Origin of the sequence: Paenibacillus sp. FSL K6-1217, from assembly GCF_045040735.1 — a bacterium.
Taxonomy (GTDB): Bacteria; Bacillota; Bacilli; order Paenibacillales; family Paenibacillaceae; genus Paenibacillus_AQ.
This window is the reverse complement of sequence record NZ_CP150271.1, coordinates 7004312-7025773: the sequence shown is the minus strand read 5'-3', so window position 1 is coordinate 7025773 and position 21462 is coordinate 7004312. Positions and strand designations below refer to the sequence as shown.

The following is a 21462-nucleotide window of genomic DNA, read 5'->3' as shown; positions in this document are numbered from 1 at the left end:
CCAGCCGGTGCAGCGTTTGAGTATGATCCGTATGCTTCACAATCCTTCCTCCTTCACTCTATCCCTGTTCTGTCATCAGGCTAAATCCACAGTCTGTCCCCGGGCACCTCGACGACTGTACCGTCAACCTCCAGCCAGACAGCAGCCGCTCCCGGATTGCAGACCCAATTCCTTGCCGCCGAGAACATCAGTCCCCGGCAGGCCTTCATGTAATGCAACGCGCCCAAGCTTCAGGGAGCATAGACGATCAGATCGCTGTATTCTGCAATCAGCGGCGCCATTTGCCGGAAGCCGATCCGGCCTCCGCCCAGCAGCGGACCGAAGGAAGAGCCGTCATCCACCCAGTGCAGCACCGGCAACCCGCCGACAGCAAACGTCACATCAGACCCCCGCTTCACCAGCAGCATCCGGTAGGCCTCCGTCATATCAGCGGTATCCGGGAGCGGATCAGCTCCTTGGGCGACAAGGTGGAAGCCGTAGCTTTTGCGCAGATTACAGGTGTGAAAAGCCCGCTCCTCCTGCCACATCCGGCGAAAATACGAAATATGATAAGCATCCATCTCACCGTGATGGTACTGGTCATATTCGCCCGTGCGGACCGGCAGGGACGGATCAAACAGATCCTTGCCCCCGGCACCGGCAGCCGCGAAGAACAGAATCGCCAGCCCCGGCTCCCGCAGCGGGCGGAACCTCCAGGAAAGGGCAACCTCCGCCGGAAAAACCTCAGGGCACCAGAGAACCACGTTCGCCTTCTGTCCTTCCTCAGCCCCCCGCGTGCTCTCCAGCCTTAGCCGTCCTTGCGGAAAAGTAACTGCACCCTCGCCCTCCATACGGAAGCCCTCCACCTGCGCGGGACCTTCCAGCGTATTGCGGTAGATCTCCCGCCAGCCCTCAGGAATGCCTGCATTAGCCTGCTGCTCTGTCATCGGGCCGCCTCCTTTCCGGTAACGTCACCGGCGCCGTCCCTTACATTGACTCCAGCTTTTGCACCAGCTCCCCCACCCGTTCCTGCCTCCCGTGCAGGCAGAGACTCGGCAATCAGCTCCAGTGCAATGATCGTATTCAGCGACCACTGCGAAGCTTCGTTTGTATTCATCCAATCCACTTCATCCAGCGCTTCCATAGAAGTCACCTGCTTCTGCTCCGCCTGCAGATTGATACTGCCGAACGGATTCTCAAGCAGGATGCTCCAGCAACGTTCCGCCGTAGCCCGGTCATCCTTGACCCATGCGCCATAGGCGGCAATAGCCACACTGAGCACCGGGTGCTCGAACCGCAGCTTGCCACTGATTGCTCCTCCGGTAATCACATCCTTCTCCTCCTGGGGCAGGTTGTAAAAGACGCCGAACTCGGCGAGCATCCCCTCCCACTCCGGGTCCTCCAGCATCATCGCCAGCTCGAACCATACCTGCGGCCCGCCCATGCAGATCGCCAGATGCCGGCCCCAGTTATCGTCGCCCATGGGACTGAGAATTCCCGTTACGGGGTCGTAACCATAGGTTGGACCGGAGATCAGCCGCAGATTGGCTGCTTTGATGCAGCCGATGCCTGTTAGGATTTTGTCGCGGTAGGCTGTATCCTCATAGCGTTCCCAGCGGGTCATCCAATTGGAGCTGAATGCGGCCCAGTCCGGTCCTACCCGCACATGCGTCTTGAATTCATCCTTCGGAAAATAAGCCCGCATCGGGTCCAGCGTCACCGTGGAATAATCCGCGTCCTTCACACTGTCCATGATGTCGCCGGTCCGCTCCTCGCCGGTCAGATAATAGTAGTAGCGGTGCAGTCCGGCCATGGCAATCCGCGCCTCCTTGCAGCCGCAGCCCCAGTGCACGACATTATGCCGGGAGCCAAGGCCCGCATATTCCCCGAAATGATACACATCCACCTCGCTGGTATGCCGGGTCATGGCTTCGGCCATGCGGTAAATATCCGCGCGTCCGGTCCGCAGGAAGCTCACCCACAGCCACATATTCGGCACCAGCTCGGCATTCTGCCAGGCACAGCCGCCCAGATCATAATTCCAGACATGGCGGACCGGATCATAGCTGTGCATGAAGTCGCCGTAATCCCATAGGCCGTACCACTTCCGCTGTTCAATCTCCTTCTGGTAAAAGCCGATGATCCCCTCCAGCCGTTCCTCCAGGTACGCCTTGGCCGGGGTGCTCCGGTCCGGCAGGCTCCAGAGGCCAAACGCCCGGCTGCGGTGGTAATACTCCGGCTTACAGACCAGCAGCGGCGGTTCATCCGCTTGCTGCTGCATCTGCTGAAGCTGCGCAGAATCCGGTGTCCGCGCGGTACACCACAAGGTCAGCTCATTCGTATTGGCGATGCCGTAAGGGGTGGCCCGCAGCTCCTCCGCGCCTTCATAGGAGGACTCGACATGCGTCTTCGTATCGTAATGGCGCAGGTCCATCGCCGGAGCCTCCGGCGTCCAGAACCAGACCGTTAACGCTGCTTCTGCGCCGGAGGTCCCGCTGATCTCCAGCCCGGACGGGTGCTTCTGCCAGAAATCCTTCACTCCGGCAGCCAGGCCACCGCCGTCACAGCCGACATAGCCCAGCCCTCCGGCCCTCCGGCCTTCAGCTCCCTTAATCCAGGTGCAGTCCGGCCCGGTCCGCTTATGAACGGTGTAATGCTCAGACGAATCCTGCACCAGCCGGAAATCATCCCATACCGCCGAATCCTGGAGCAGGCTGGTGAAATAGGCATCCTTCACCGGATCAAAGTGCTGGCTCTGCCCCTCAAGCTGCCCGGCGAACATACCGGCATATTTACCCTTGGTTCTGCGGGTCTGGAGCGTCTTGGGGGATTCGCGGAACAGTCCTTCACTGCCCGCCAGACGGACATGGCGGTTGTACAGTGGACCGCTAAGCGGCACCTTGAACAGGAGGCCCAGCCCCTTGATGAAATCCTGCTGCGGGTTGCCGTCATAATGAAAGGTATGCACCAGCCGGATCGACGCAAGCCCCGCATAGAAATAGAGCCGCAAAGTATAAGGAAGCCATTCCCTGGCTCCCCTCGTACTTCTGTGCCGGCCGTCCAGCCGGATTACAGCCCGTACCGGGCCCCGCTCTTCCAGGCTGGACTTCAGCGTCACCCCGGTGAACCGCTCCTGCCGCAGCGTCAGCTCTCCGCTGAGGATATCCCGCTGCTCGCGGAGACAGACCAGTTCGCTTCCGCTGCACACAAGCGTACCCGCACTCACACCTGTATTCACATCAGCACCTGCACGCTCACCCACCGCCGTGCTAACATTCACGCCAGCATTCATACCCGCCCCTGCACCTTCAACCGCCTCCGCAGCTCCAGAATATCTACGATTGCCGTCCGGTCCCCCGGCATCCGCCGTGTCCCGGCGGATGATGCGGGAGATTACGCCCGGGCCGTGCTTGACTACGGTGCACAAGATGCTGCCTGTATCGACAATATACGCCTCCTCCATCTCCTCCACGGATATCTCGAAGGCTGCGGGCACCACGCTAAGCCCGGCGGAGCGTTCCAGCGTATATCCTGCCGTACTCCCTTCAGGGCATACGGCAGAATGCAGAGACCATTTGATGCTGCCGTCCGGCCAATACGCAGCCGGGCGGCTCTGCAGCGGCAGACTGAAATCTTCTGCCGCCCCTTTAAGACATAGCGCGGCCAGTTCTCCGCGCTTCAGATCTCCCTTGGACCAGGGGACACCCCAGGTCACCCCCGCAGCCGCAGCAGGCGGCTTCATCCACCGTAGCTGGACCGGCAGGGCCGAGGACATTGCGGTCATTGTCTGTCATCTCCTTATGGGGGACATCACCCGGACGAATGAACCGTTCCCGGAGCAAGAGGCCTGCGGGTGCCGGAATCACGGAAGTGAGCCGCTGGCATTCTGGAGCCGGTTCCCGCTCAGCGGGTTCAGTTCTCCTTATTCCCCTCCTGCCGGCTCAGTTCACGGTAGCGTGTCGGAGTGATGTCCTCCTGTTTTTTGAATATCCGGTTGAAATAGCTCTGCTGATAGCCGACCTGCAAGGCGACATCGTTCATCTTCAGATCCGTGTCACGCAGCAGCTCCTTCGCCTTGGCGAGCCGGAGTTCCGTTACATAATCGATGAAATTCTGCCCGGTGACCCGCTTGAACGACTTGCTGAGCAGAAAAGGGCTGGTGCCTGTATGATCCGCACAGCTGTCCAGCGAGATATTGTCCATATAATGCTGCTGAATGTACAGCATCGCCTGATCAATCGTCCGCCTTATCCCGGCGTCGGAGCGCTCGCAGAGCTCCTTCAGGAAGGGGGCGGTCACCTGCGTGCGGAACCAGGAGAGGATCAGACCCGGCTCATGGATCTGCGAGAGGCTGGCATACAGATTCCTGCCGCCGAACAGCTGGCCCGGGGACATCCCGGCCTCCAGCACCGCATGAAGGATCGCGCCGAGCAGATGCAGCATCCCCTGCTGTACGTCAATTACCTTCGCGCCGCCTGCGGAGAGCGTCTCCAGGAATTCCTCCAGCAGCCGGTCCGCTTCGTCCGCTTCTCCGGTCCGCAGCGCCTGAATCAGCCCGCGCTCAAGTGCGAACGAATACTGCGGCAATGGTGTGCCCTGCCCCTCCCGCTCCAGCTGCTCCAGGCTGATGATCTGGTTCCCGCCCCCATATCTCCGGTGGCTGGCCGCCTGCTTCGCCGCCTCGAACGCCCGCGGAATGGCGGAGATGCTCTCGATCCTTGCACTGTACGCTACTGTAGCTTGAAGCTTGAGCATCCGGCTCAGGGTAGCCGCCAGCTCTTCACCGAAGGCGCCGACACGATCAGGGCCCGGGCCGCTGCCCGGCTCGATCAGCAGGATACCGGAGGTAAGGTCATGCAGATTGACGGTCTCCGCCCGCCCGAAATGCTCCCGGGCAAGCTCTAAGGTAATATTCACGGCCGCGAATGACACCAGACTCTCGTCACCGCTGCGGAATTTGGCCTCCAGGCTGGAGATGCCGGTCAGCTGGATGTACAGCACCACGAACGTACAGTTCTCCACGTCCCACTTATACTGCTTCATCCGGCTCTGCAGATCCTGTTCGGAATAGGCATACAGAACCCCCTGGAACAGCTGGTGCAGGAAGCTCTGCTGCACGTGCGGAAGCTGCTCCGAGAGTGTGTACTGGAGGGCGTGACGCTGCCCGTGCAGGTTCTGCCAGTGCCGCTCGATCAGCGTCATTTCATCTACCCGGTCCCCGGAGACCGCATGCTCGGGGAGCAGTGTCTGGAGCAGGCGGCGGACCGGCGAATAGATCCGCCGGGAAGCAATCCAGGAGAGGACCGCCGCCAGCAGCAAGGCGGACAAGCTGACCAGGATAATGATCCGGGACAGCCGGACCACCGGAGAGGTTACGCTGGAGATCGGCGAAGCCGACACATACCGCCACTCGCTGGCAATCCGCGAGAAATCACCATAGGTCACCGCATAAGTAACCCCGTCCCAGTCGTACAGAAATGATCCGCTGGCCTGGCTGCCTCTGGCTGTAATAGCTGCCTGGAGCGCCGTAACCAGCGGCGTGGGCGCATCCATCCCGCCCCCCGAGATGAACAGGCCGCCGGACTTCTGCTGCATGAAGACCTCCCCGGTGTTATACGGGGTCATGGTCCGCAGCATCGCGGATACCTTCTCCGTATCCATCCGCAGCAGCAGCGCCCCGAAGGGCTCCCGGCTGCCGCCGGGAATGTGATGCACCAGGGTCAGCTCCTTCAGCTCCGGCTTCTCCGGATCAAAAGCCCATTCTGCCCAGTACGTGCTCCGCTCCTGCTTCAGCAGCTTCCCGTACAGCGCTTCCTCCTCCGCAGACAGCGTCCCGTACTCCGTGCCGAAGCGCACCGGCTGCTTGCCGGCCAGATACAGCTCGACCTGCCGTACCATGGAGTTCGAACCCTGCATGACTACCAGCGTCTTCGTGATATCCCAGGCCCGTTCATGATTGCGGATGAAATCCATATGGTTCAGCCCGTAATCGAACTTCGGATCGAATGCCCAGTGGGCCAGCATCAGCTCCAGATTGGACAATTGATCATTAATGTTGTCCGCCCGCTGCTCAATCTGCCGGTTATGCATCCGGAGCAGCTCCTTCTCCAGACTCCCCCCGGCCATGAAATACACCAGCAGCCCGATAATCAGCCCCGGAATGGACGAGACGGTCAGCACAATAATGAGATTACTGCGGTAATAACGGCCCTTGCGCCCCGCCCGGCCTCGCGTATACCTGTTCCGTGCTCCTGCCGCTTCATTCTCCATTGGTTTCACCAGCCGAATCCTTAGTTTAGAGTTGCAGCTATGCAGCCGCAGCGGACACAGACCGGCCGGAGACTGGAGCAGGACCGGACTTTACTTGCCCGCTGAAGCGTACAATTCATTCATTTCCTTCACCAGCTCATCTCCGCCGGTCTTCCGCCATACCTCAAAGGCGGACTTCAAACCGGCCTCATCCATCTGGCCGACAATGAATTTGATGCGTGCATCGTTGATTACATTGTCCAGCTGCGAGCCCTTTTGCGTGTAGACTGACGAGATCAGCGCTTCGGCCGGATTGGTCACAATCGTCGCTTCATTCGTCTTCTGTACCTCGGTCTGCTTCAGCCGCAGCGGCGTCTGCTTCACCTGCTTCGCCTTGTCCTCAGGAATGAACGGCAGCATCTGGTTCAGGCCTTCCACTTCCGATTCCAGCAGAACGGTATCGCTGGAGCGTTCGATATATCCGTCTACCAGCTTGTAATGCGCGCCTTCAATCCCATAGTTCAGCATCGTCTGCAGATCCTCATCATTCAGCCGGTCCAGGAAGGCCAGCACTTGCTTCAGTTCCTCCTCGGTTTTGACCGAAGACTTCGGAATCGCCAGCATGCCGGAGAAGCCGGAGGTCGGGAGGGTATGCAGCGCGCCGTCCGCGCCTTTCACACCGCCGATGACATCCATATAATGGCGGTCAGGCTCGTCTTTGCCTTCCTTTTGTAGAGCAGCATGAATCTTGTCGTCCAGCCGGGCCGCATTATCGACCACATCGACTATGACGCCGGCCTTGTTGTTGACGACCGGATCATTCCATTTGGAGCTGTCCATCACCGCGAAGTCAGCGTTAATCAGCTGCTCGTCATAGAGCTTTTTCATGAATTTAAGCGCTTCCAAATATCCCGGGTATTCATGCTCAGGCACGAGCTTGCCCTCCTGCACGCCCCACTTGTTCGGAGATCCGAACCACAGCTTCATCGTATCGAAGCCGCTGGCCCACTGGCCGGTCCACTTGACCAGCACCATGCCGTAAGTATCCGCCTGGCCGTTGCCGTCCGGGTCCTGCTCCTTGAACGCTTTTAGCATCGAATAGAAATCATCCACGGTCTGCGGGCTCTCAAGCCCGAGCTTCTCCATCCAGTCCTTGCGGAAGACCACGCCATTGCGTCCCAGCGCCCGCCCTCTGTAGATTCCGTAATTCTTGCCGTCGATGGCCGAGTTGTTCAGAATCACTTCCTTCGCCCCGCTGAGATTCGGATAATCCTTGAGATACGGTCCCACTTCCCAGAAAGCGCCGGATCTTGCCGCATTGACGAAGCTGGACGCCTTCACATCACCTACATACATAATATCAGGCAGCTTGCCGGAAGCCAGTGTAATATTGAATTTGTCGGCATAGGATGCATTCGGCACCCATTCGAAGTGGATTTTGGTATTCGTCAGCTCCTCCAGCTTGGCGGCGACCGGACTGCCGTCCTTCGGATAATTGGTTTTGAAAATCGGCAGCATCAGTGTCAGCGCAAGCGGCTTCCCGGCCTTAGCACTATCGTCCGCCTTCCCGCTGTCAGCAGCAGGCTCCTTCTGTCCCGCACCCGCATTCTCTCCATTCCCGCCGCAGCCGGACAATACACTTAGAATCATAACCATAGCCAGCAGCGTGAACAACCCTTTTTTCCCAGACCGTGAACCTTGGCTCCGCTTCATCTTCATCATCACTTGGCCTCCCTTTATATGTTGACTAACCGGTTACCCTTTGACTGAACCCAGCATCACCCCTTTGGCAAAATGCTTCTGCAGAAACGGATACACGCACATAATCGGCAGGGTGCCGACCACGATGACGGCCATTTTGATCGACTGCTCCGGCGGCTGCACGAAATTCGGGTCCATCGAGCTGAGATCCCCCGCTGCCGACTGGGACAGCATGACGATCTGGCGCAGCATCACCTGCAGCGGCCATTTGGACGGATCGTTGATGTAGAGCAGCGCCGAGAAGAAGTTGTTCCAGTGTCCGACCGCATAAAAGAGGGTGAACGTCGCCAGCACCGGCTTCGAGAGCGGCAGCACGATCCTCCACAGTAGCCCCAGCTCCGTACAGCCGTCGATACGGGCCGCCTCCTCCATCTCGGCCGGAAGCTCCTGGAAGAAGTTCTTCACGATAATCAGATTGAAGGCGCTGATCGCCCCCGGAAGAATTAAGGCATTCAGCGTATCCAGCAGGTGTAACTCACGGATCACCAGATAGGTGGGAATCATCCCGCCCCCGAACAGCATGGTGAAGATCACCAGATTGAGGATCAGATTGCGGCCCATCAGGTACCGCTTCGCCATCGGATAGGCCATGGTGACCGTGAAGAACAAATTAACCGCCGTCCCGATCACCGTCACATACAGCGAGACCCCGATGCTGCGGACAATGGTATCCGTGGAGAAAATGAACCGGTAGGCGTCCAGCGAGATGGTCGTCGGAACCAGGAAAACCGCGCGTTTCGTAATTTCAGCCTCGGTTGCGAAGGAACCGGCGACGACAAACAGGAACGGCAGGATGGCCGCGATGCCGATCACTCCCAGCACTGCATAATTGAAGACGTCAAAGGTGATCTCTCCGGCGCTGCGGTAACGTTTAGCCACACAATTGGCCTCCTTTTCAATATAGTCCTGATTCGCCCGACTTCTTGGCGAGCCAGTTGGTGCCAAGCACCAGCACGACCCCGATCACCGATTTGAACAAGCCGACTGCGGTGCTGTAGCTGAACGCCCCCTGGGTGATCCCCAGCGCATACACATAGGTATCGAACACCTCGGCCACCTCGCGGTTCAGCGCGTTCATCATCAGATAGATCTGCTCGAAGCCGTTATCCAGAATCGTGCCCATCCGCAGAATCAGCAGAATGACAATCGTGCTGCGGATCGCAGGCAGCGTAATATGCCAGGTCTGGCGCCAGCGGCTGGCCCCGTCCACCACGGCTGCTTCATATTGCTCCACATCGACACCGGCCAGGGCAGCGAGGAAAATAATCGTCCCCCAGCCGCATTCCTTCCAGATGGTCTGCAGAATAATCATCGGACGGAACCAGTCTGGATTGGCGAGAAAATCAATTTTGCGCCCGGTGGCCGCGTAGAGGAATTCGTTGACCGCGCCGCCCTGTGTCGTAAGGAACACGTAGGAGATACTGGCGACGATGACCATAGAGATGAAGTGGGGAACATAGATCAGCGTCTGAACCGTCCTTTTGTAGAAGGACAGCCGGATCTCATTGAGCAGCAGCGCCAGGATAATCGGTGCCGGGAAAAAGAACACCAGATTATACAGCGACAGCACCAGCGTATTGCGCAGCAGCATGAAGAAATCAGGATTCTGAAAAAACGTGCGGAAATGCTCCAAGCCGACCCAGCTGCTCTTCCAGAAGCCCAGAAAAGGCTGATAATCCTTGAAGGCGAGCAGCACTCCCCACATCGGCACATATTTGAACAGCAGGAAATACAGGAGTCCGGGGCTGAGCAGAATGTAGAGCCATTTGTCCCGCTTCAGACGTCTGAAGCGCTGCTCCCGCCTGCTGCGGCGGAAGCTTGTACCCGCGCTTACCTCTGCTGCCCCCAATGCCGCTCCTTGCTTCATGTACATTCACCTCCGTATGGATAAGCAGCCTCGCTACTACACTTCACTACATTACCGTGGCTGCGCTTTCTATTATGGTTGGCGGGTGTTTTTCCGGCAATCGGACTTTTTGGACAGCGCTGTGTATGGCTTCAGCGCCGCTTCCGCAATAAAGTCCAAAACCGGCAAAAGTTTACTATTGATTGTAGGGGGAGGACACTATATAGATTGAAATGATAATTTCATTTTTGGGAGAGTCGTGACTCCAGAGAAGTTTTGGGCTTCCGGCCGCTGTTGTCCCCAGATTTCTTGATCTAAACTGCTGTTCGCAGTAGAAATCCGGTGACAAAGGCGGACGCTACCGCTCCTACAGCTCCAAAATTCCCCTCCGCCACTCCTCCCAAAATTTATGTTTTCAAGTTCAAACTATATAGCTTAGGGATGGGGAATAGAAAGATAAGATCATACAGAGCCCGTGTGGGGCTTTTTCCAGGAGGTTAAAATGATGAAGCAAAAGTTGTATTACGGTGCTGCATGGTACCCTGAGCTGTGGGGGGAGGCTGAGCGGCAGCAGGATCTTCAGCTCATGCAGGAGACCGGCATTAATCTGGTACGGATGGGGGAATTCATCTGGTCGCTGCTGGAGCCGGAGGAGAATGTTATAGATGTCCGGCCGTTCGCTGAGTACATCCGGCAGCTGCATGATCATGGCATCGACACGGTCATGTGTACGCCGACCGCCACCCCGCCGGTCTGGCTGACCCACGGGCACCCGGAGCGCCTGTTCGTCCGGGCAGATGGCGCGGTCATGAGCCACGGGTCCAGGCAGCATGTCTGCACGAATAACCCCTATTTCCGCAAGCGGGCTGCTCTGATTTCGGAGCAGCTGGCAAGGGAGCTGGGGCAGCTTTCGGGCCTTGTCGCCTGGCAGCTCGACAATGAGCTGAAGGCGCATGTGGCGGAATGCATGTGCGGGGCCTGCCGCTCCTTGTGGCATCAGTGGCTTGAGAGCCGCTACGGCAGCATCCTTGAGCTAAACGCAGCATGGGGAACCGGTGTCTGGAGCCAGACCTACCAGCGGTTTGACCAGGTGCCGCAGCCGGTGACTACGCCTTTTCTGCATAATTCATCACTCGTCACCCAGTACCGGCTGTTTCAGATGGAGATGGTCACGGAGTTCGCAGGGGAACAGGCGGCGGTCATCCGCCGCTATTCGGCGGCTCCCATCACGCATAATAGCAACGTGCCTTTTCATCTGGACAATGAGCAGCTGTTCCGTACGCTTGACTTCGCTTCGTTCGATACCTATGCCTCCCAGGCCAACAGACATGCCTATCTGCTGAACTGTGATCTGTGGCGCGGCCTGAAGCCCGGGCGGGATTTCTGGCTGATGGAGACCGGCCCGGCCTATGCCGCATCGCTCACCAGCTACGGCGAGCCGCACCCGGACGGCTATCTCACCGCTGAAGCTGTGTCCGCCTACGCGCTGGGGGCAGGCGCCTTCTGCTATTGGCTGTGGCGGCAGCAGCGCACCGGCAGCGAGCAGACGCACAGCTCGATTATCAGTGCCTGGGGCCAGCCAGCGCTCGGGTATGAGAATGTGCGCGAGGCTTCCGCCGCCAGGCAGCGGATCGAGCCGCACATGCTGAATACCCGGCCGGTGCAGGCCGAGGTGGCTATTACGTATTCAGACCGGGCCAAGGCGTTCCTGGCCACGGAGCCGCACCGGCAGCTCCACTACCGCTCCCTGCTGGGGGACTTCTACAGACGGATTCTCGACCTGGGCATTCATCGTGACCTGCTGCCGGAAGGTGGCGATCTAAGCGGCTACAAGCTGCTGTTCACGCCTTTTGTCCATTATCTGTCGCCGGAATATATGCAGAAGGCACTCGCCTTCGCGGAAGCCGGCGGCATCTGGATCGCCGGCCCGCTCAGCGGAGGCCGCACCGCCGAGCATACGCTGCATACAGATGCTGCGCTGGGGGAGCTGGAGCGCTTCGCCGGAGTGAAGACCACCTTCGTCTACCCCATGGAAGGGACCGGCAGCATCGGGGAGGCCTTCGGCCACTCCGCACCGCTGTCCCTGTGGAGCGCGGTCTTCGAGCCGCTGCCGGGCGGAGCCTCCGTGACCGGCGTCATTACGGAAGGCCGGACGCCTGGCCTGGCCTACCTGACCGAGCAGCCCTATGGCCGGGGAGCCATCGTGATGCTCGGCTCGCTGCCCTCGGGCGGCGAGGGTGACAAGCAGCTGTGCGCGCTGATTGAGCATTACGCCGCCCGGGCAGGCGTCTCTATGCGCAGCGACGTCACGCCGGGCACCATCGTCTGCCCGAGACGCGGCGCTGCCGGGGACCTGTGGACACTCGTCAACATGGATGGTCTCGGAGGCAGCGTCACCCTGCCGCGCAGCGGGCAGGATGTGTTGACCGGCACCGCCGTGCCCGCCGGTCCGCTGCCGCTTGGCGCTTATGAATACAGGCTGATTGCCCTGAAGTAGCAAATCATAATCCTCCTGCCGATGGCGGAGAACGCTGCCTCCCAGCAAACAAGTGGAAAAACGCAGCTTGCTCTGTTGATTCCCAAGGGATTTCCGGAAGCAAGTGGATAAACAACAACTAATTATGGTCGTTTAGGCCTGTTTGGAGGAATTGGGTTCATTTAAGTGCTGTTTATCCAATTGCTGTTTTGGCAAAGGGCGGTTGCCGCTCAACAGGTGGACTTTATCCAACTTCTTCCCTCCCGCATCATACGCGAGTTGTCTAGTCATACGGCGCATCACGCTTAGGCTGGCTGGCCCCCTCCCCACTAGCGGTGTTTCTCCAGCAAGAGGAAGAGTGTTACCTGTGCCCATGCCGGGCGCAACACAAAAACACCCGGCAGCCTCTCCCGCCGCCGGGTGTTTTTCCTTTTACCATATCTGCTTATACGCCAGTCTTCTCAGCTTCTTCCGCCTGCTGGAGCAGCCCGATCTGGTGTAGATGGTTCAGCAACTGCTGATAATGATCAGCCTTCTTCTGGACCGTGAGGACCAGCATACGGAACTGGTCGGAGTCCTGGCCCGATTTCTCCAGAATGCGCAGCAGGTCGCTGTTGATCTGTTCGACATCCTCCATGCTGCTCTCCTGGGACTCCTGGATTTTCTCCAGATGCTCGAAGACCTGTTCTTCAGCTACTACGATCTCATTCATATATACGGTGGACTCGCCGATCTTCGCCGTGGTCTCGTTCATCGCGAGTGTTCCGTCCCCGGACTTGCTGTGGATCTGCTCCATCACCTGGGTCATTCCTGAGAGTGAGCCCATAATCTCCTTCACATGGCTGCGGGTACTGTCGGCAAGCTTACGGATCTCGGTGGAGACGACAGCGAAGCCGCGTCCATGCTCACCGGCCCGGGCCGCCTCAATCGCCGCATTCAGCGAGAGCAGGTTCGTCTGCTCGGCAATATCCGTGATGACCTTGGCCAGCTGCTCAATGCTGTGGAAGTGCTGCCGCAGATCCTCATTCAGAGCTACGAATTCAGTGAACACCTCCGAAGCCTTCTGCATTTCCGCTGAGATCTGGATGTTGGCTTCCTTGGCATATTCAATCTTGTTGGAGGAATAAGACAGGCTGCCGTACATCTCATTAATCAGATCTTCAGTCTGGCCGCTGTTGGCTTTCAAATGCTCCAGCAGCTGCTGGGTCCCGCCGATTTGGCCGATCAGCTCGCCGCCGCCTGCCCGCAGGGCCTCGAACTCCTCTACCATCCGGGCCTCTTCCTTCAGGATGGCTCCGGTCTCAAGACGGATCTGCTCCGCCAGGGCATAGGCATGTCCCCCGTAAGACACAGCGCCTGAAGCGAATGCAGACGGCCCGCCGCTATCGTCATGGCTGTGAGGTACAGGTGTGTTAGCGCCTGCTCCCTCCACTGTGAGCTTATCCTCTTTTCTAACCGTTGCCATAGCTGCGGTCATATCTTTAGCCGCGATTACGCGCTCTGCCCTGCCCCTCTCCGCCGCCCCGCTTGTATTGCTCTGAGTGTTACTGTGACTTTGAACGCCTCCGGCAGAGGGGGTTGTCCCCCAAGCTGTGCGTAGTTTGCTTAACCACTGCATCCGATCTCAACTCTCCCTTATTCAACCAGCAGCAGAATCATAGTCTGGTTGGCATGCTTAGTATAATATTGCTCTCCATAGCTGATGAAGCCTGTAGTGTTGCCGCAGAACCCGAGCATCCTCTCGTCAAAAGCTTCCCAAAGACCGTCCCGTGTAAACAGCTGGTCCCGCAGTGTACAGTTAATATTGAGGACAAACGAGGGCTTGAACGGACTGCCGCCCAGCGTCTCCTCCAGCACCGCCAGCGGATCGGCTGAACCCAGCAGCTCCACATAAGTACTAGACATAATCTGGCTGTAAAAGGTGACAGAGCCGTCCGGATGAACCTCCTTCGGGGAGGCTATGATCAGATCGTCCTCGTATCTTTTGCCGAGCGGACTGCTCAGAAAATTCTCCGGAAGCTCCTTCTCCGGCACGCCCAGAACACGCGCGTATTCCCCGGCCGCAGGCCGCCCGTTGAAGGAATAGACCCTTCTGCCGAATACATCGGCTTCGGTCACCAGCATCGTCTTCCCTGAAGGGACATATATGTTCTCTTTGATCAGGGCGGTGCGGGCAGGCATATTGAAATATATCCCCAGGTTCCGCACCCGGCGGGTTCCTATGTAGATGTAAGTCTCGCCGCGCTCATCGTCAGCTGCACTGCCGCCGATCACCTTAAATTGCGGGTCCATGAAATACAGCGAGGAGAGCAGCATCTCCTCCATCGCGCCTGTGCCGTCACAGAGCAGCATCAGAAAAGCGTTCGGATTGCCCAGGACCTTGCGGTAAGCTGCCTCCAGCGTACTTGAGCTAAGCACGGGAGGATGCAGAATGTCCACAATGTCTGCTATACCGGCTTCGTATTCAAATCCTGTAATTACGCCGCTGCGGTAGCCCTGCGGAGTATATTCCCCTTTGGTTGAGCACAGTACAGCCTGCAGAGGCGCATGACGGGACAATTCCCGGACCGCCGCAGCCGCAGCGAACAGCACCAGCCCCCGGCTGCCGTCCAGCTCCTCCAGATGGTGCCTGGCCTCGTCCAAGGTGTTAAAAGATACAGCAATCATTATGTATACCAAACCTTCCTTTGCGGAGCTTCCTCCCGCATACTGTTACTGAAAAATTACACTAACATTTTCAATACTACTTATGGTAAAACCAGAACAGGGTTCATTGTCTATGAACAATGTCGCAGACTTCGCCAGCGTTCCATGGAACAAGGTTGAGACCTTCCCGCAAAGCCTGTATCATGAATATATCACAGATCATAGAAAAGAGGCTTCGGCACATGACCTACTCCCAACGCTCCACCCACCCTGCCGCCGCATCCGACTACACTTATCTGGAATATCAGATCGGCATAGCTGCCGATGAATTGGCAGCCGCAGTGAAGGCACAGGACGAGCCCCGGGCAGAAGCCCTCCGGCTTCAGATTGCTGATCTTGAAGACAAGCTTGCGCTGCTTGAGGATTAAGCACAAAGCTCCATCCCAATCCATATAAGGAAGGCTGATACAATGGCGATACGCGGATATTACTTTGCAATGAAAGATGAACTTGTGCAGCAAATTGCCGCAGGCAGCACCCTGCTGGAGAGCTTGAACATAGACAAATACCCGGGGCAGGATATCGACCGTACCTGGGAGGCTATTCACTACCTGCTATGCGGTGATATATCGGACGGGCCTGCGCCGCTTGGATATGTGGTTCCGCTGCATTCCGACCAAGGCATCGAGTTCGGGGCATACGGGGCATTCTGCCTGCGTGCCGGACAAGTGGCCGAAGCGCTTGAAGCGATGTCCGGGCTGGATGAAGCGCAGCTTCGCCAGCAGTATGATTTCCGGACCATGCTCAAGGAGGAGGTCTACCCGCTGGACCCGGATACGGTGTCTAACGATGATGCGGATGCGTTCTTTGACTACCTGCATCAGTTCTTCACCGAGATCCGGCGGTTCTACAGCCAGGCTGTCGCTGCGGGCAACGGAGTTATCTTTTATCTCTTCTGAAGGGCACAGCTCTCCCGCCTGATGGCGGGCTGCACTGGGAGGTAGAGCGGATGAGGTGCTGCGCGGAATTCGGGTGCATTAGTGCACCTCATTGGCTCGTTTCGGCCGCTTACGCCGAATTCAGGTGCATTAGTGCACCTCATTGGATCGTTCACGCGGCAGCAGCGTTGATTAGAGGGATTTATACACTTGAACTGGCTCTTTCAGCGTACTTCCGGCACAACCAAAGAAGGCTATCCCCGTCACAACTGACAGCGGGATAGCCAAATCACTCAGTTACTTAACACCATTCTCATCCTAGCTCATATCAACCTCATTCTAGCTCATCATCAACTTACTCCAGCTCATCCAGCTCACCTAGCTAATTATCAGCTTACTCTAGCTCATCTATCTTACCTAGCTCACCATCAGCCTCGTTCCGGCCTAGTATCATTGTAGCTCTTGCTCAACACCCGGCGAACTATGTCCACCTTCGTGGCAATCCCCGCCCGTCTCCGGTTAGACCAGCTTCACCAGGCTGTAGTTCTTCTTGCCCTTGCGGACGATGATGAACCTGCCGCCGATGGCATCTGCGGCTGTAATCTCCGTCTCCAGCTCGTTCACGCGTTCCCCGTTGATTGAGATTGCGCCTTTGGTAATATCCTCACGCGCCTGGCGCTTGGACGGCTCAACGCCCAGGTCCACCAGCCAGTCTACAATGTTCTTGGTCTCTGTACCCGCAGTGAAGGTCGGCATTTCCTTGAAGCCTTCTTCAATCTCATCCGCAGTCAGGGAGCGGATATCGCCGCTGAACAGCGCCGCGCTGATGCGCTTGGCCTGCTCCAGCAGCTCCTCGCTGTGTACGAAGCGGGTCATTTCCTCAGCCAGCGCTTTTTGCGCTTCACGTTTATGCGGCTCGGTGGCTACCTTCTCCTCCAGTGCTTCGATCTCATCTTTGCTCAGGAAGGTGAAGTACTTCAGGTATTTGACCACATCGCGGTCATCGGTGTTCGCCCAGAACTGGTAGAACTCGTAAGGTGTAGTCTGCTTCGGATCGAGCCAGATGGCGCCGCCGGCGGTTTTGCCGAACTTGGTGCCGTCGGCCTTCAGCATAAGCGGGATGGTCAGGCCAAAGGCTTTAGCTTCGTTGCCTTCTTTTTTACGGATTAGATCCAGGCCGCTGGTAATATTGCCCCATTGGTCGGAACCGCCGACCTGAAGCTGCACATCCTCATGCTGATACAGATGCAGGTAGTCAATCGATTGCAGGATCTGGTAGGAGAACTCGGTGAACGAGATCCCGCTGTCGAGGCGGCTCGCGACTACATCCTTGGCGAGCATCGTGTTGATGCTGAAGTTTTTGCCGAAATCGCGCAGGAATTCAATGACATTCATGTCCTTGGTCCAGTCGTAGTTATTGACCAGCCGCACCTGGTTGTCGCTGTCGGTCATGAACAGCTTCTTCATCTGGGCCGTCAGCGCATCCACATTCTCCTGCACCTGCTCCAGCGTCTGCAGGGAGCGCTCGCTCTGGCGTCCGCTCGGATCGCCGATGGTTCCCGTAGCGCCGCCGATCAGAATCACAGGACGGTGGCCGGCCAGCTGGAAGCGCCGAAGCACCATGAATGGAATCAGGTGACCGATATGCATGCTGTTGCCGGTAGGGTCCACGCCGCAATACAGCGATACGGCCTTACTCTCCGTCAATTCGCGCAGTCCGTCCGCATCTGTCTGCTGGTTAATGGCATCACGCCACAATAGCTCGTCGATAATGTTCAACATGTACAGCCCCTTTTGTATAAGTGATTGTTCTATATCCCTTGGTATCCGCCAAAAAAAACAGCAGTCAAACCGCATCAGTCATAAGCTTAAGCCCGCCGCACACCCAGCCAGCAAACCGCACAGACAACAAAAAATCGCCCCTTGTCTATTCAGACACAGGGACGATTAGTATTAACCGTGTTACCACCCAAATTGCACAGACCTAATACCGCACGCAGGTCCATACCACTCTCAGGCGAGTTATCGTTCGCTTAGCTCCGCTTGGCATTACCCAAGATACTCCCGAGGCGTAATTCGCAGTCCGCTTGTGTGTACCGGGTTCCATCGACCCCCGGCTCTCTGGGAACAGGGACAAGGCTGCTACTGGCTCGTTCAACGTATACCAACTATAAGATTACAGAAAGTATAGCCGCTCCGCAAAAGGTTGTCAATGCAGAGCACCACCGCAATTCAACCGCCTGCTCCGGCAGCGAGAAAAATGTTACATGCACCTGAATCCGTGATACATTAGGTAGAGGAAACAACCGTTCTTCGAAGCACACTACATTACCTTAAGGCAAAGGAGAGTAAGCAGCTTATGAAGAGTATCGCAGTGTTCTGCGGTTCCAGCGAAGGGGCTTCGCCCGTATTCAAGGAATCCGCTATTCTACTCGGCAAGGAGCTTGCCGCACGCAACATTACGCTGATCTATGGCGGAGCTACTGTAGGCTTGATGGGCGCTATTGCAGATAGCGTGATGCAGGCGGGAGGTCAGGTGATCGGGGTACTGCCGCATTTTCTGAAGCAAAGGGAAATCGAGCATACCCGCCTGACGGAGCTGATTATGGTAGACTCCATGCACGAACGGAAGCTTAAGATGTCTGAGCTGGCGGACGGATTCATTGCTATGCCGGGCGGCCCGGGCACGATGGAGGAGTATTTCGAGATCTTCACCTGGGCGCAGCTCGGACTGCATCAGAAGCCCTGCGGACTGCTTAATGTGAATCATTATTATGATCCGCTGATTGCCCTGTTCAGCAACATGGCCCGGGAACAATTCATGCAGGAGAAGCATCATTCCATCATGCTGAACGCTACCACGCCGGAGGGCATTCTGCAGCAGTTCGCAGAGTATACACCGCCTCCAGTGAAACAATATCTTACAGATGAGCGCACTTGAAAAGTCTCTGCCCTCCTTATAACGCAATATACTATGCGCGAGACTGCAGCTATAGCCTGACCGCTAAGTAGCCTGCCTGTTCCTGCCAGAAAGAGGTTATACCTATGTCGTTGTCTGCTTATTCAGGTTATGATGCGCTGGGGCTTGCCGCCCTAGTTAAGGCACGGGAGGTCTCTGCGCGTGAGCTTGTGGAAGCCGCTTATGCCCGGATGGATGAGGTGAATCCGCTGCTGAATGCGGTGGTACGCACCCGCCGGGAGGCCGCGCTGAAGGAGGCTGCGGAGATGCCACTTGATTCGGGCGACACTACCCGGCCGTTCGCCGGTGTCCCCTTCCTGCTGAAGGATATCTCCCAGTCGATCGGCGGCGAACCGCTGACCTCGGGTGCTCTGCTGATGAAGGACAATGTCGCCAAGCGGGACTCTAACTATGTGGCCCGTATCCGGCGCGGCGGCTTCATTCCGCTGGGGCATACGAATACGCCGGAATTCGGGCTCAAAAATATCACCGAGCCCCTCCTCCACGGCCCGGCCCGCAATCCCTGGAACCCCGCCTGTTCACCCGGCGGCTCCAGCGGTGGTGCGGCTGCAGCGGTTGCCGCAGGCATCGTACCGGCCGCCGGAGCCAGTGACGGCGGCGGCTCCATCCGCATACCGGCCTCGTTCACCGGCCTGTTCGGGCTGAAGCCGACGCGCGGACGCACGCCGGTCGGCCCGGGGGTCGGCCGCCAGTGGCAGGGCGCGTCGATTGATTTCGCACTGACCCGCTCGGTGCGGGACAGTGCGGCGATGCTGGACCTGCTGCAGGTGGTGCAGCCGGAAGCGGCTTTTCAGACGCCGCTGTATCCGGGCGTCTATCTGGAGGATCTGCTGAAGCCTGCACAGCGGAAGCTGCGGGTCGCCTTCACCACCGCTTCGCCGGTAGGCACGCCGGTATCCGCTGAGGCGGTTAAGGCGGTGCTGAAGACCGTCAAGTGGCTGGAGGCCGAAGGCTATGAGGTGGAAGAGAAGCTGAGCCCGGTCAACGGCGTCCGGCTGATGGACAATTACTATACGATGAACGCCGGAGAAGTAGCCGCCATGTTCCTCTCCCTGGAGAGCGCCATGGGCCGTGCCATTAAGGCAGAGGAAGTGGATATTGTCACCTGGGTGCTGGCCGAAGCCGGGAAGCAGGTCTCGGCGGCAGAGTTCGTACACAGTCTGCACGAATGGGATGTAGCCGCTGCGCAGATGGCGGCACTGATGGACCGCTTCGACCTGTACATTACCCCGGCTAATGCAGACTCCGCCCCGAAGGTCGGAGAGCTGACCCAGACCGCGGGGGAGACAGCGGAGCTGATGCAGGTCAGCGGGCTGCCGAAGGACGCGCAGCGGCGGATGATCTACGAAATGTTCGAGCCGAGCCTGACCTATACGCCCTTCACCCAGCTCGCTAATCTGACCGGTCAGCCCGCCATGAGCGTGCCGGTGCATCTTACGGCAGAAGGAATGCCGATCGGCGTCCAGGTCATGGCCTCCAAAGGACGCGAGGATCTGCTGCTCCAGCTGGCCGCCTGCCTGGAGCAATCCCCGCTGTGGGTGGGAATGAAGGGAAATCCGGGTTTTGCCTGATCTGTTCTGCTTCTATATGTGTATAATAAGGGCCGCCTGTGCAGCGTGGAATATAGCTGCCGGTGGCCCTTTGCTTTGTCCTGCCCGGCCGGACCGCTGTTCACCGGCGGAGCTGCCGGAACTCCCTGGGAGTCTGGCCTGTCTGGCGGCGGAAGAGGCGCGAGTAGTAATGGAGTGAGCTGAAGTGATATTTTGCGGCAATCTCAGTGATACTCAGCCGGCTATGCATCAGGTCTTCCTTGGACCGGTTAATCCGGAAGCGGTTCATGTACTCAACGGGGGGAATCCCGGTGGATGTGCGGAACAGCTCGAAGAAATGCCCCCTGCTCAGCTGTAGACGGCTGTAGTACTCCTCCAGCGGCTTAGGTACATCATGCAGCAGATCCTGTTCCATCTGCTCCAGCAGAACGCTGATCCGCCGGTCCGGCATCGTCTGGCCCTTCAGCAGCAGGTGCAGCAGATCATCAATGAACTCCTGGAAATGACGCTGGATGGTGAGATTACGGATAAAGGTCTGCTCATTGTCGAACTCCCCTGCCTTATAGAACCTCTGAAACTTCTCTGTCCATCCCCTCAGCAGCCCCACCTCACTGGATAACGGAAGCGGGTACGGGAAAAGGGGACCCAGCATCTCCTCCTGCAGCTGCTCCGGCTTATAACAGACCGGGCAGGCCCAGTCGAAATGTCCTTCCCGGTCCACATGCTGCCAGTCAAAATAACAGCATAGATGAACCATCGGTTCGGCAGCATCCGCACGCCATTCATGAAGCTGTCCGGGCGGAAGATGGATCAGCATTCCTGGACGGACCCGGATGGACGCTCCGCCGGTGATGAGCGTCCCGTATCCCCTGCTGATCAGGTAGACGGAGCTCATATAGCAGATTCGCGGAGAGCTGGATTGCCCGGCCGCAAAGGGATAACGGGTAGCCAGATAGACATAGGGATGCATGGCGGACAATTTCATACAGGTCTCCCCTCCCTCTCCACATGAATGTACTCTCATTGTTCTGAAATCC

Annotated in this window: 17 protein-coding genes; 5 read left to right on the top strand and 12 right to left on the bottom strand. The window is 57.8% G+C overall.

The annotated features are described in order from the left end of the window. Window positions 1-80: 80 nt before the first annotated feature. From MHH28_RS30850 to MHH28_RS30820, 7 genes are all read right to left on the bottom strand, one after another. Complete coding sequence (locus tag MHH28_RS30850; protein WP_405109188.1) at window positions 81-227, bottom strand: hypothetical protein; 147 nt, start codon at window positions 225-227, stop codon at window positions 81-83. Between the two features lie 3 nt (window positions 228-230). Beyond that, complete coding sequence (locus MHH28_RS30845; protein ID WP_405109185.1) at window positions 231-926, bottom strand: DUF1961 family protein; 696 nt, start codon at window positions 924-926, stop codon at window positions 231-233. Continuing rightward, the gene (locus MHH28_RS30840; RefSeq protein WP_405109183.1) at window positions 923-3763 is read right to left on the bottom strand and encodes a hypothetical protein; all 2841 of its coding nucleotides are present in this window, start codon (window positions 3761-3763) and stop codon (window positions 923-925) included. Before MHH28_RS30840 ends, MHH28_RS30845 begins: the two co-directional genes overlap by 4 nt. 128 nt (window positions 3764-3891) lie before the next feature. After that, window positions 3892-6249, bottom strand: a complete 2358-nt coding sequence (locus MHH28_RS30835) for an AraC family transcriptional regulator (RefSeq protein WP_405117341.1) — start codon at window positions 6247-6249, stop codon at window positions 3892-3894. Between the two features lie 90 nt (window positions 6250-6339). Then, window positions 6340-7947 (bottom strand): extracellular solute-binding protein, encoded by a 1608-nt coding sequence (locus MHH28_RS30830; RefSeq protein WP_405117339.1) that lies wholly within the window; start codon window positions 7945-7947, stop codon window positions 6340-6342. A gap of 36 nt (window positions 7948-7983) precedes the next feature. Next, on the bottom strand, window positions 7984-8868 hold the full coding sequence (locus MHH28_RS30825; RefSeq protein ID WP_405109180.1) for a carbohydrate ABC transporter permease: 885 nt from the start codon (window positions 8866-8868) through the stop codon (window positions 7984-7986). A gap of 16 nt (window positions 8869-8884) precedes the next feature. After that, the gene (locus MHH28_RS30820) at window positions 8885-9856 is read right to left on the bottom strand and encodes an ABC transporter permease (RefSeq protein ID WP_405109178.1); all 972 of its coding nucleotides are present in this window, start codon (window positions 9854-9856) and stop codon (window positions 8885-8887) included. Between the two features lie 484 nt (window positions 9857-10340). Between MHH28_RS30820 and MHH28_RS30815 the strand changes: the two genes are divergently transcribed. Continuing rightward, window positions 10341-12332, top strand: coding sequence for a beta-galactosidase (locus MHH28_RS30815; protein ID WP_405109175.1), 1992 nt, complete (start codon window positions 10341-10343; stop codon window positions 12330-12332). Window positions 12333-12464: 132 nt separating this feature from the next. Here the strand turns inward: MHH28_RS30815 and MHH28_RS30810 are convergent, their stop codons facing one another. The 3 genes from MHH28_RS30810 to MHH28_RS30800 form a co-directional block, all read right to left on the bottom strand. Beyond that, on the bottom strand, window positions 12465-12686 hold the full coding sequence (locus MHH28_RS30810; protein ID WP_405109172.1) for a hypothetical protein: 222 nt from the start codon (window positions 12684-12686) through the stop codon (window positions 12465-12467). A gap of 70 nt (window positions 12687-12756) precedes the next feature. Next, the gene (locus MHH28_RS30805) at window positions 12757-13776 is read right to left on the bottom strand and encodes a methyl-accepting chemotaxis protein (RefSeq protein ID WP_405109170.1); all 1020 of its coding nucleotides are present in this window, start codon (window positions 13774-13776) and stop codon (window positions 12757-12759) included. A 170-nt stretch (window positions 13777-13946) separates the two neighbouring features. Further along, complete coding sequence (locus tag MHH28_RS30800) at window positions 13947-14978, bottom strand: FIST signal transduction protein (protein WP_405109167.1); 1032 nt, start codon at window positions 14976-14978, stop codon at window positions 13947-13949. A 221-nt stretch (window positions 14979-15199) separates the two neighbouring features. On the opposite strand from MHH28_RS30800, the gene MHH28_RS30795 reads away from it, so the two are divergent. Both MHH28_RS30795 and MHH28_RS30790 read left to right on the top strand, forming a co-directional pair. After that, window positions 15200-15385 (top strand): hypothetical protein, encoded by a 186-nt coding sequence (locus MHH28_RS30795; RefSeq protein ID WP_405109165.1) that lies wholly within the window; start codon window positions 15200-15202, stop codon window positions 15383-15385. A gap of 42 nt (window positions 15386-15427) precedes the next feature. Next, window positions 15428-15916, top strand: coding sequence for a YfbM family protein (locus tag MHH28_RS30790; RefSeq protein WP_405109162.1), 489 nt, complete (start codon window positions 15428-15430; stop codon window positions 15914-15916). A 498-nt stretch (window positions 15917-16414) separates the two neighbouring features. Here MHH28_RS30790 and tyrS read toward each other — a convergent pair whose 3' ends face one another. Further along, window positions 16415-17674 (bottom strand): tyrosine--tRNA ligase, encoded by a 1260-nt coding sequence (gene tyrS, locus MHH28_RS30785; protein ID WP_405117337.1) that lies wholly within the window; start codon window positions 17672-17674, stop codon window positions 16415-16417. Window positions 17675-18254: 580 nt separating this feature from the next. Here tyrS and MHH28_RS30780 point away from each other — a divergent pair. After that, entirely contained in the window at window positions 18255-18836 is a 582-nt protein-coding gene (locus tag MHH28_RS30780; protein WP_405109160.1) for a TIGR00730 family Rossman fold protein, read from the top strand. A gap of 104 nt (window positions 18837-18940) precedes the next feature. Beyond that, window positions 18941-20446: an amidase gene (locus MHH28_RS30775; protein ID WP_405109157.1), complete on the top strand. Its 1506-nt coding sequence runs from the start codon at window positions 18941-18943 to the stop codon at window positions 20444-20446. A gap of 100 nt (window positions 20447-20546) precedes the next feature. Here MHH28_RS30775 and MHH28_RS30770 read toward each other — a convergent pair whose 3' ends face one another. Next, complete coding sequence (locus MHH28_RS30770) at window positions 20547-21410, bottom strand: helix-turn-helix domain-containing protein (protein ID WP_405109155.1); 864 nt, start codon at window positions 21408-21410, stop codon at window positions 20547-20549. Window positions 21411-21462 lie beyond the last annotated feature (52 nt).

Bases quoted from the DNA above. Each gene is read 5' to 3' on its own strand.
- MHH28_RS30810 (WP_405109172.1), bottom strand. From the start codon at position 12,686: ATGGGCACAGGTAACACTCTTCCTCTTGCTGGAGAAACACCGCTAGTG.
- MHH28_RS30805 (WP_405109170.1), bottom strand. From the start codon at position 13,776: ATGGCAACGGTTAGAAAAGAGGATAAGCTCACAGTGGAGGGAGCAGGC.
- MHH28_RS30845 (WP_405109185.1), bottom strand. From the start codon at position 926: ATGACAGAGCAGCAGGCTAATGCAGGCATTCCTGAGGGCTGGCGGGAG.
- MHH28_RS30795 (WP_405109165.1), top strand. From the start codon at position 15,200: ATGACCTACTCCCAACGCTCCACCCACCCTGCCGCCGCATCCGACTAC.
- MHH28_RS30775 (WP_405109157.1), top strand. From the start codon at position 18,941: ATGTCGTTGTCTGCTTATTCAGGTTATGATGCGCTGGGGCTTGCCGCC.
- MHH28_RS30820 (WP_405109178.1), bottom strand. From the start codon at position 9,856: ATGAAGCAAGGAGCGGCATTGGGGGCAGCAGAGGTAAGCGCGGGTACA.
- MHH28_RS30800 (WP_405109167.1), bottom strand. From the start codon at position 14,978: ATGATTGCTGTATCTTTTAACACCTTGGACGAGGCCAGGCACCATCTG.
- MHH28_RS30815 (WP_405109175.1), top strand. From the start codon at position 10,341: ATGAAGCAAAAGTTGTATTACGGTGCTGCATGGTACCCTGAGCTGTGG.
- MHH28_RS30770 (WP_405109155.1), bottom strand. From the start codon at position 21,410: ATGAAATTGTCCGCCATGCATCCCTATGTCTATCTGGCTACCCGTTAT.
- MHH28_RS30840 (WP_405109183.1), bottom strand. From the start codon at position 3,763: ATGACCGCAATGTCCTCGGCCCTGCCGGTCCAGCTACGGTGGATGAAG.
- MHH28_RS30835 (WP_405117341.1), bottom strand. From the start codon at position 6,249: ATGGAGAATGAAGCGGCAGGAGCACGGAACAGGTATACGCGAGGCCGG.
- MHH28_RS30830 (WP_405117339.1), bottom strand. From the start codon at position 7,947: ATGAAGATGAAGCGGAGCCAAGGTTCACGGTCTGGGAAAAAAGGGTTG.
- MHH28_RS30780 (WP_405109160.1), top strand. From the start codon at position 18,255: ATGAAGAGTATCGCAGTGTTCTGCGGTTCCAGCGAAGGGGCTTCGCCC.
- MHH28_RS30790 (WP_405109162.1), top strand. From the start codon at position 15,428: ATGGCGATACGCGGATATTACTTTGCAATGAAAGATGAACTTGTGCAG.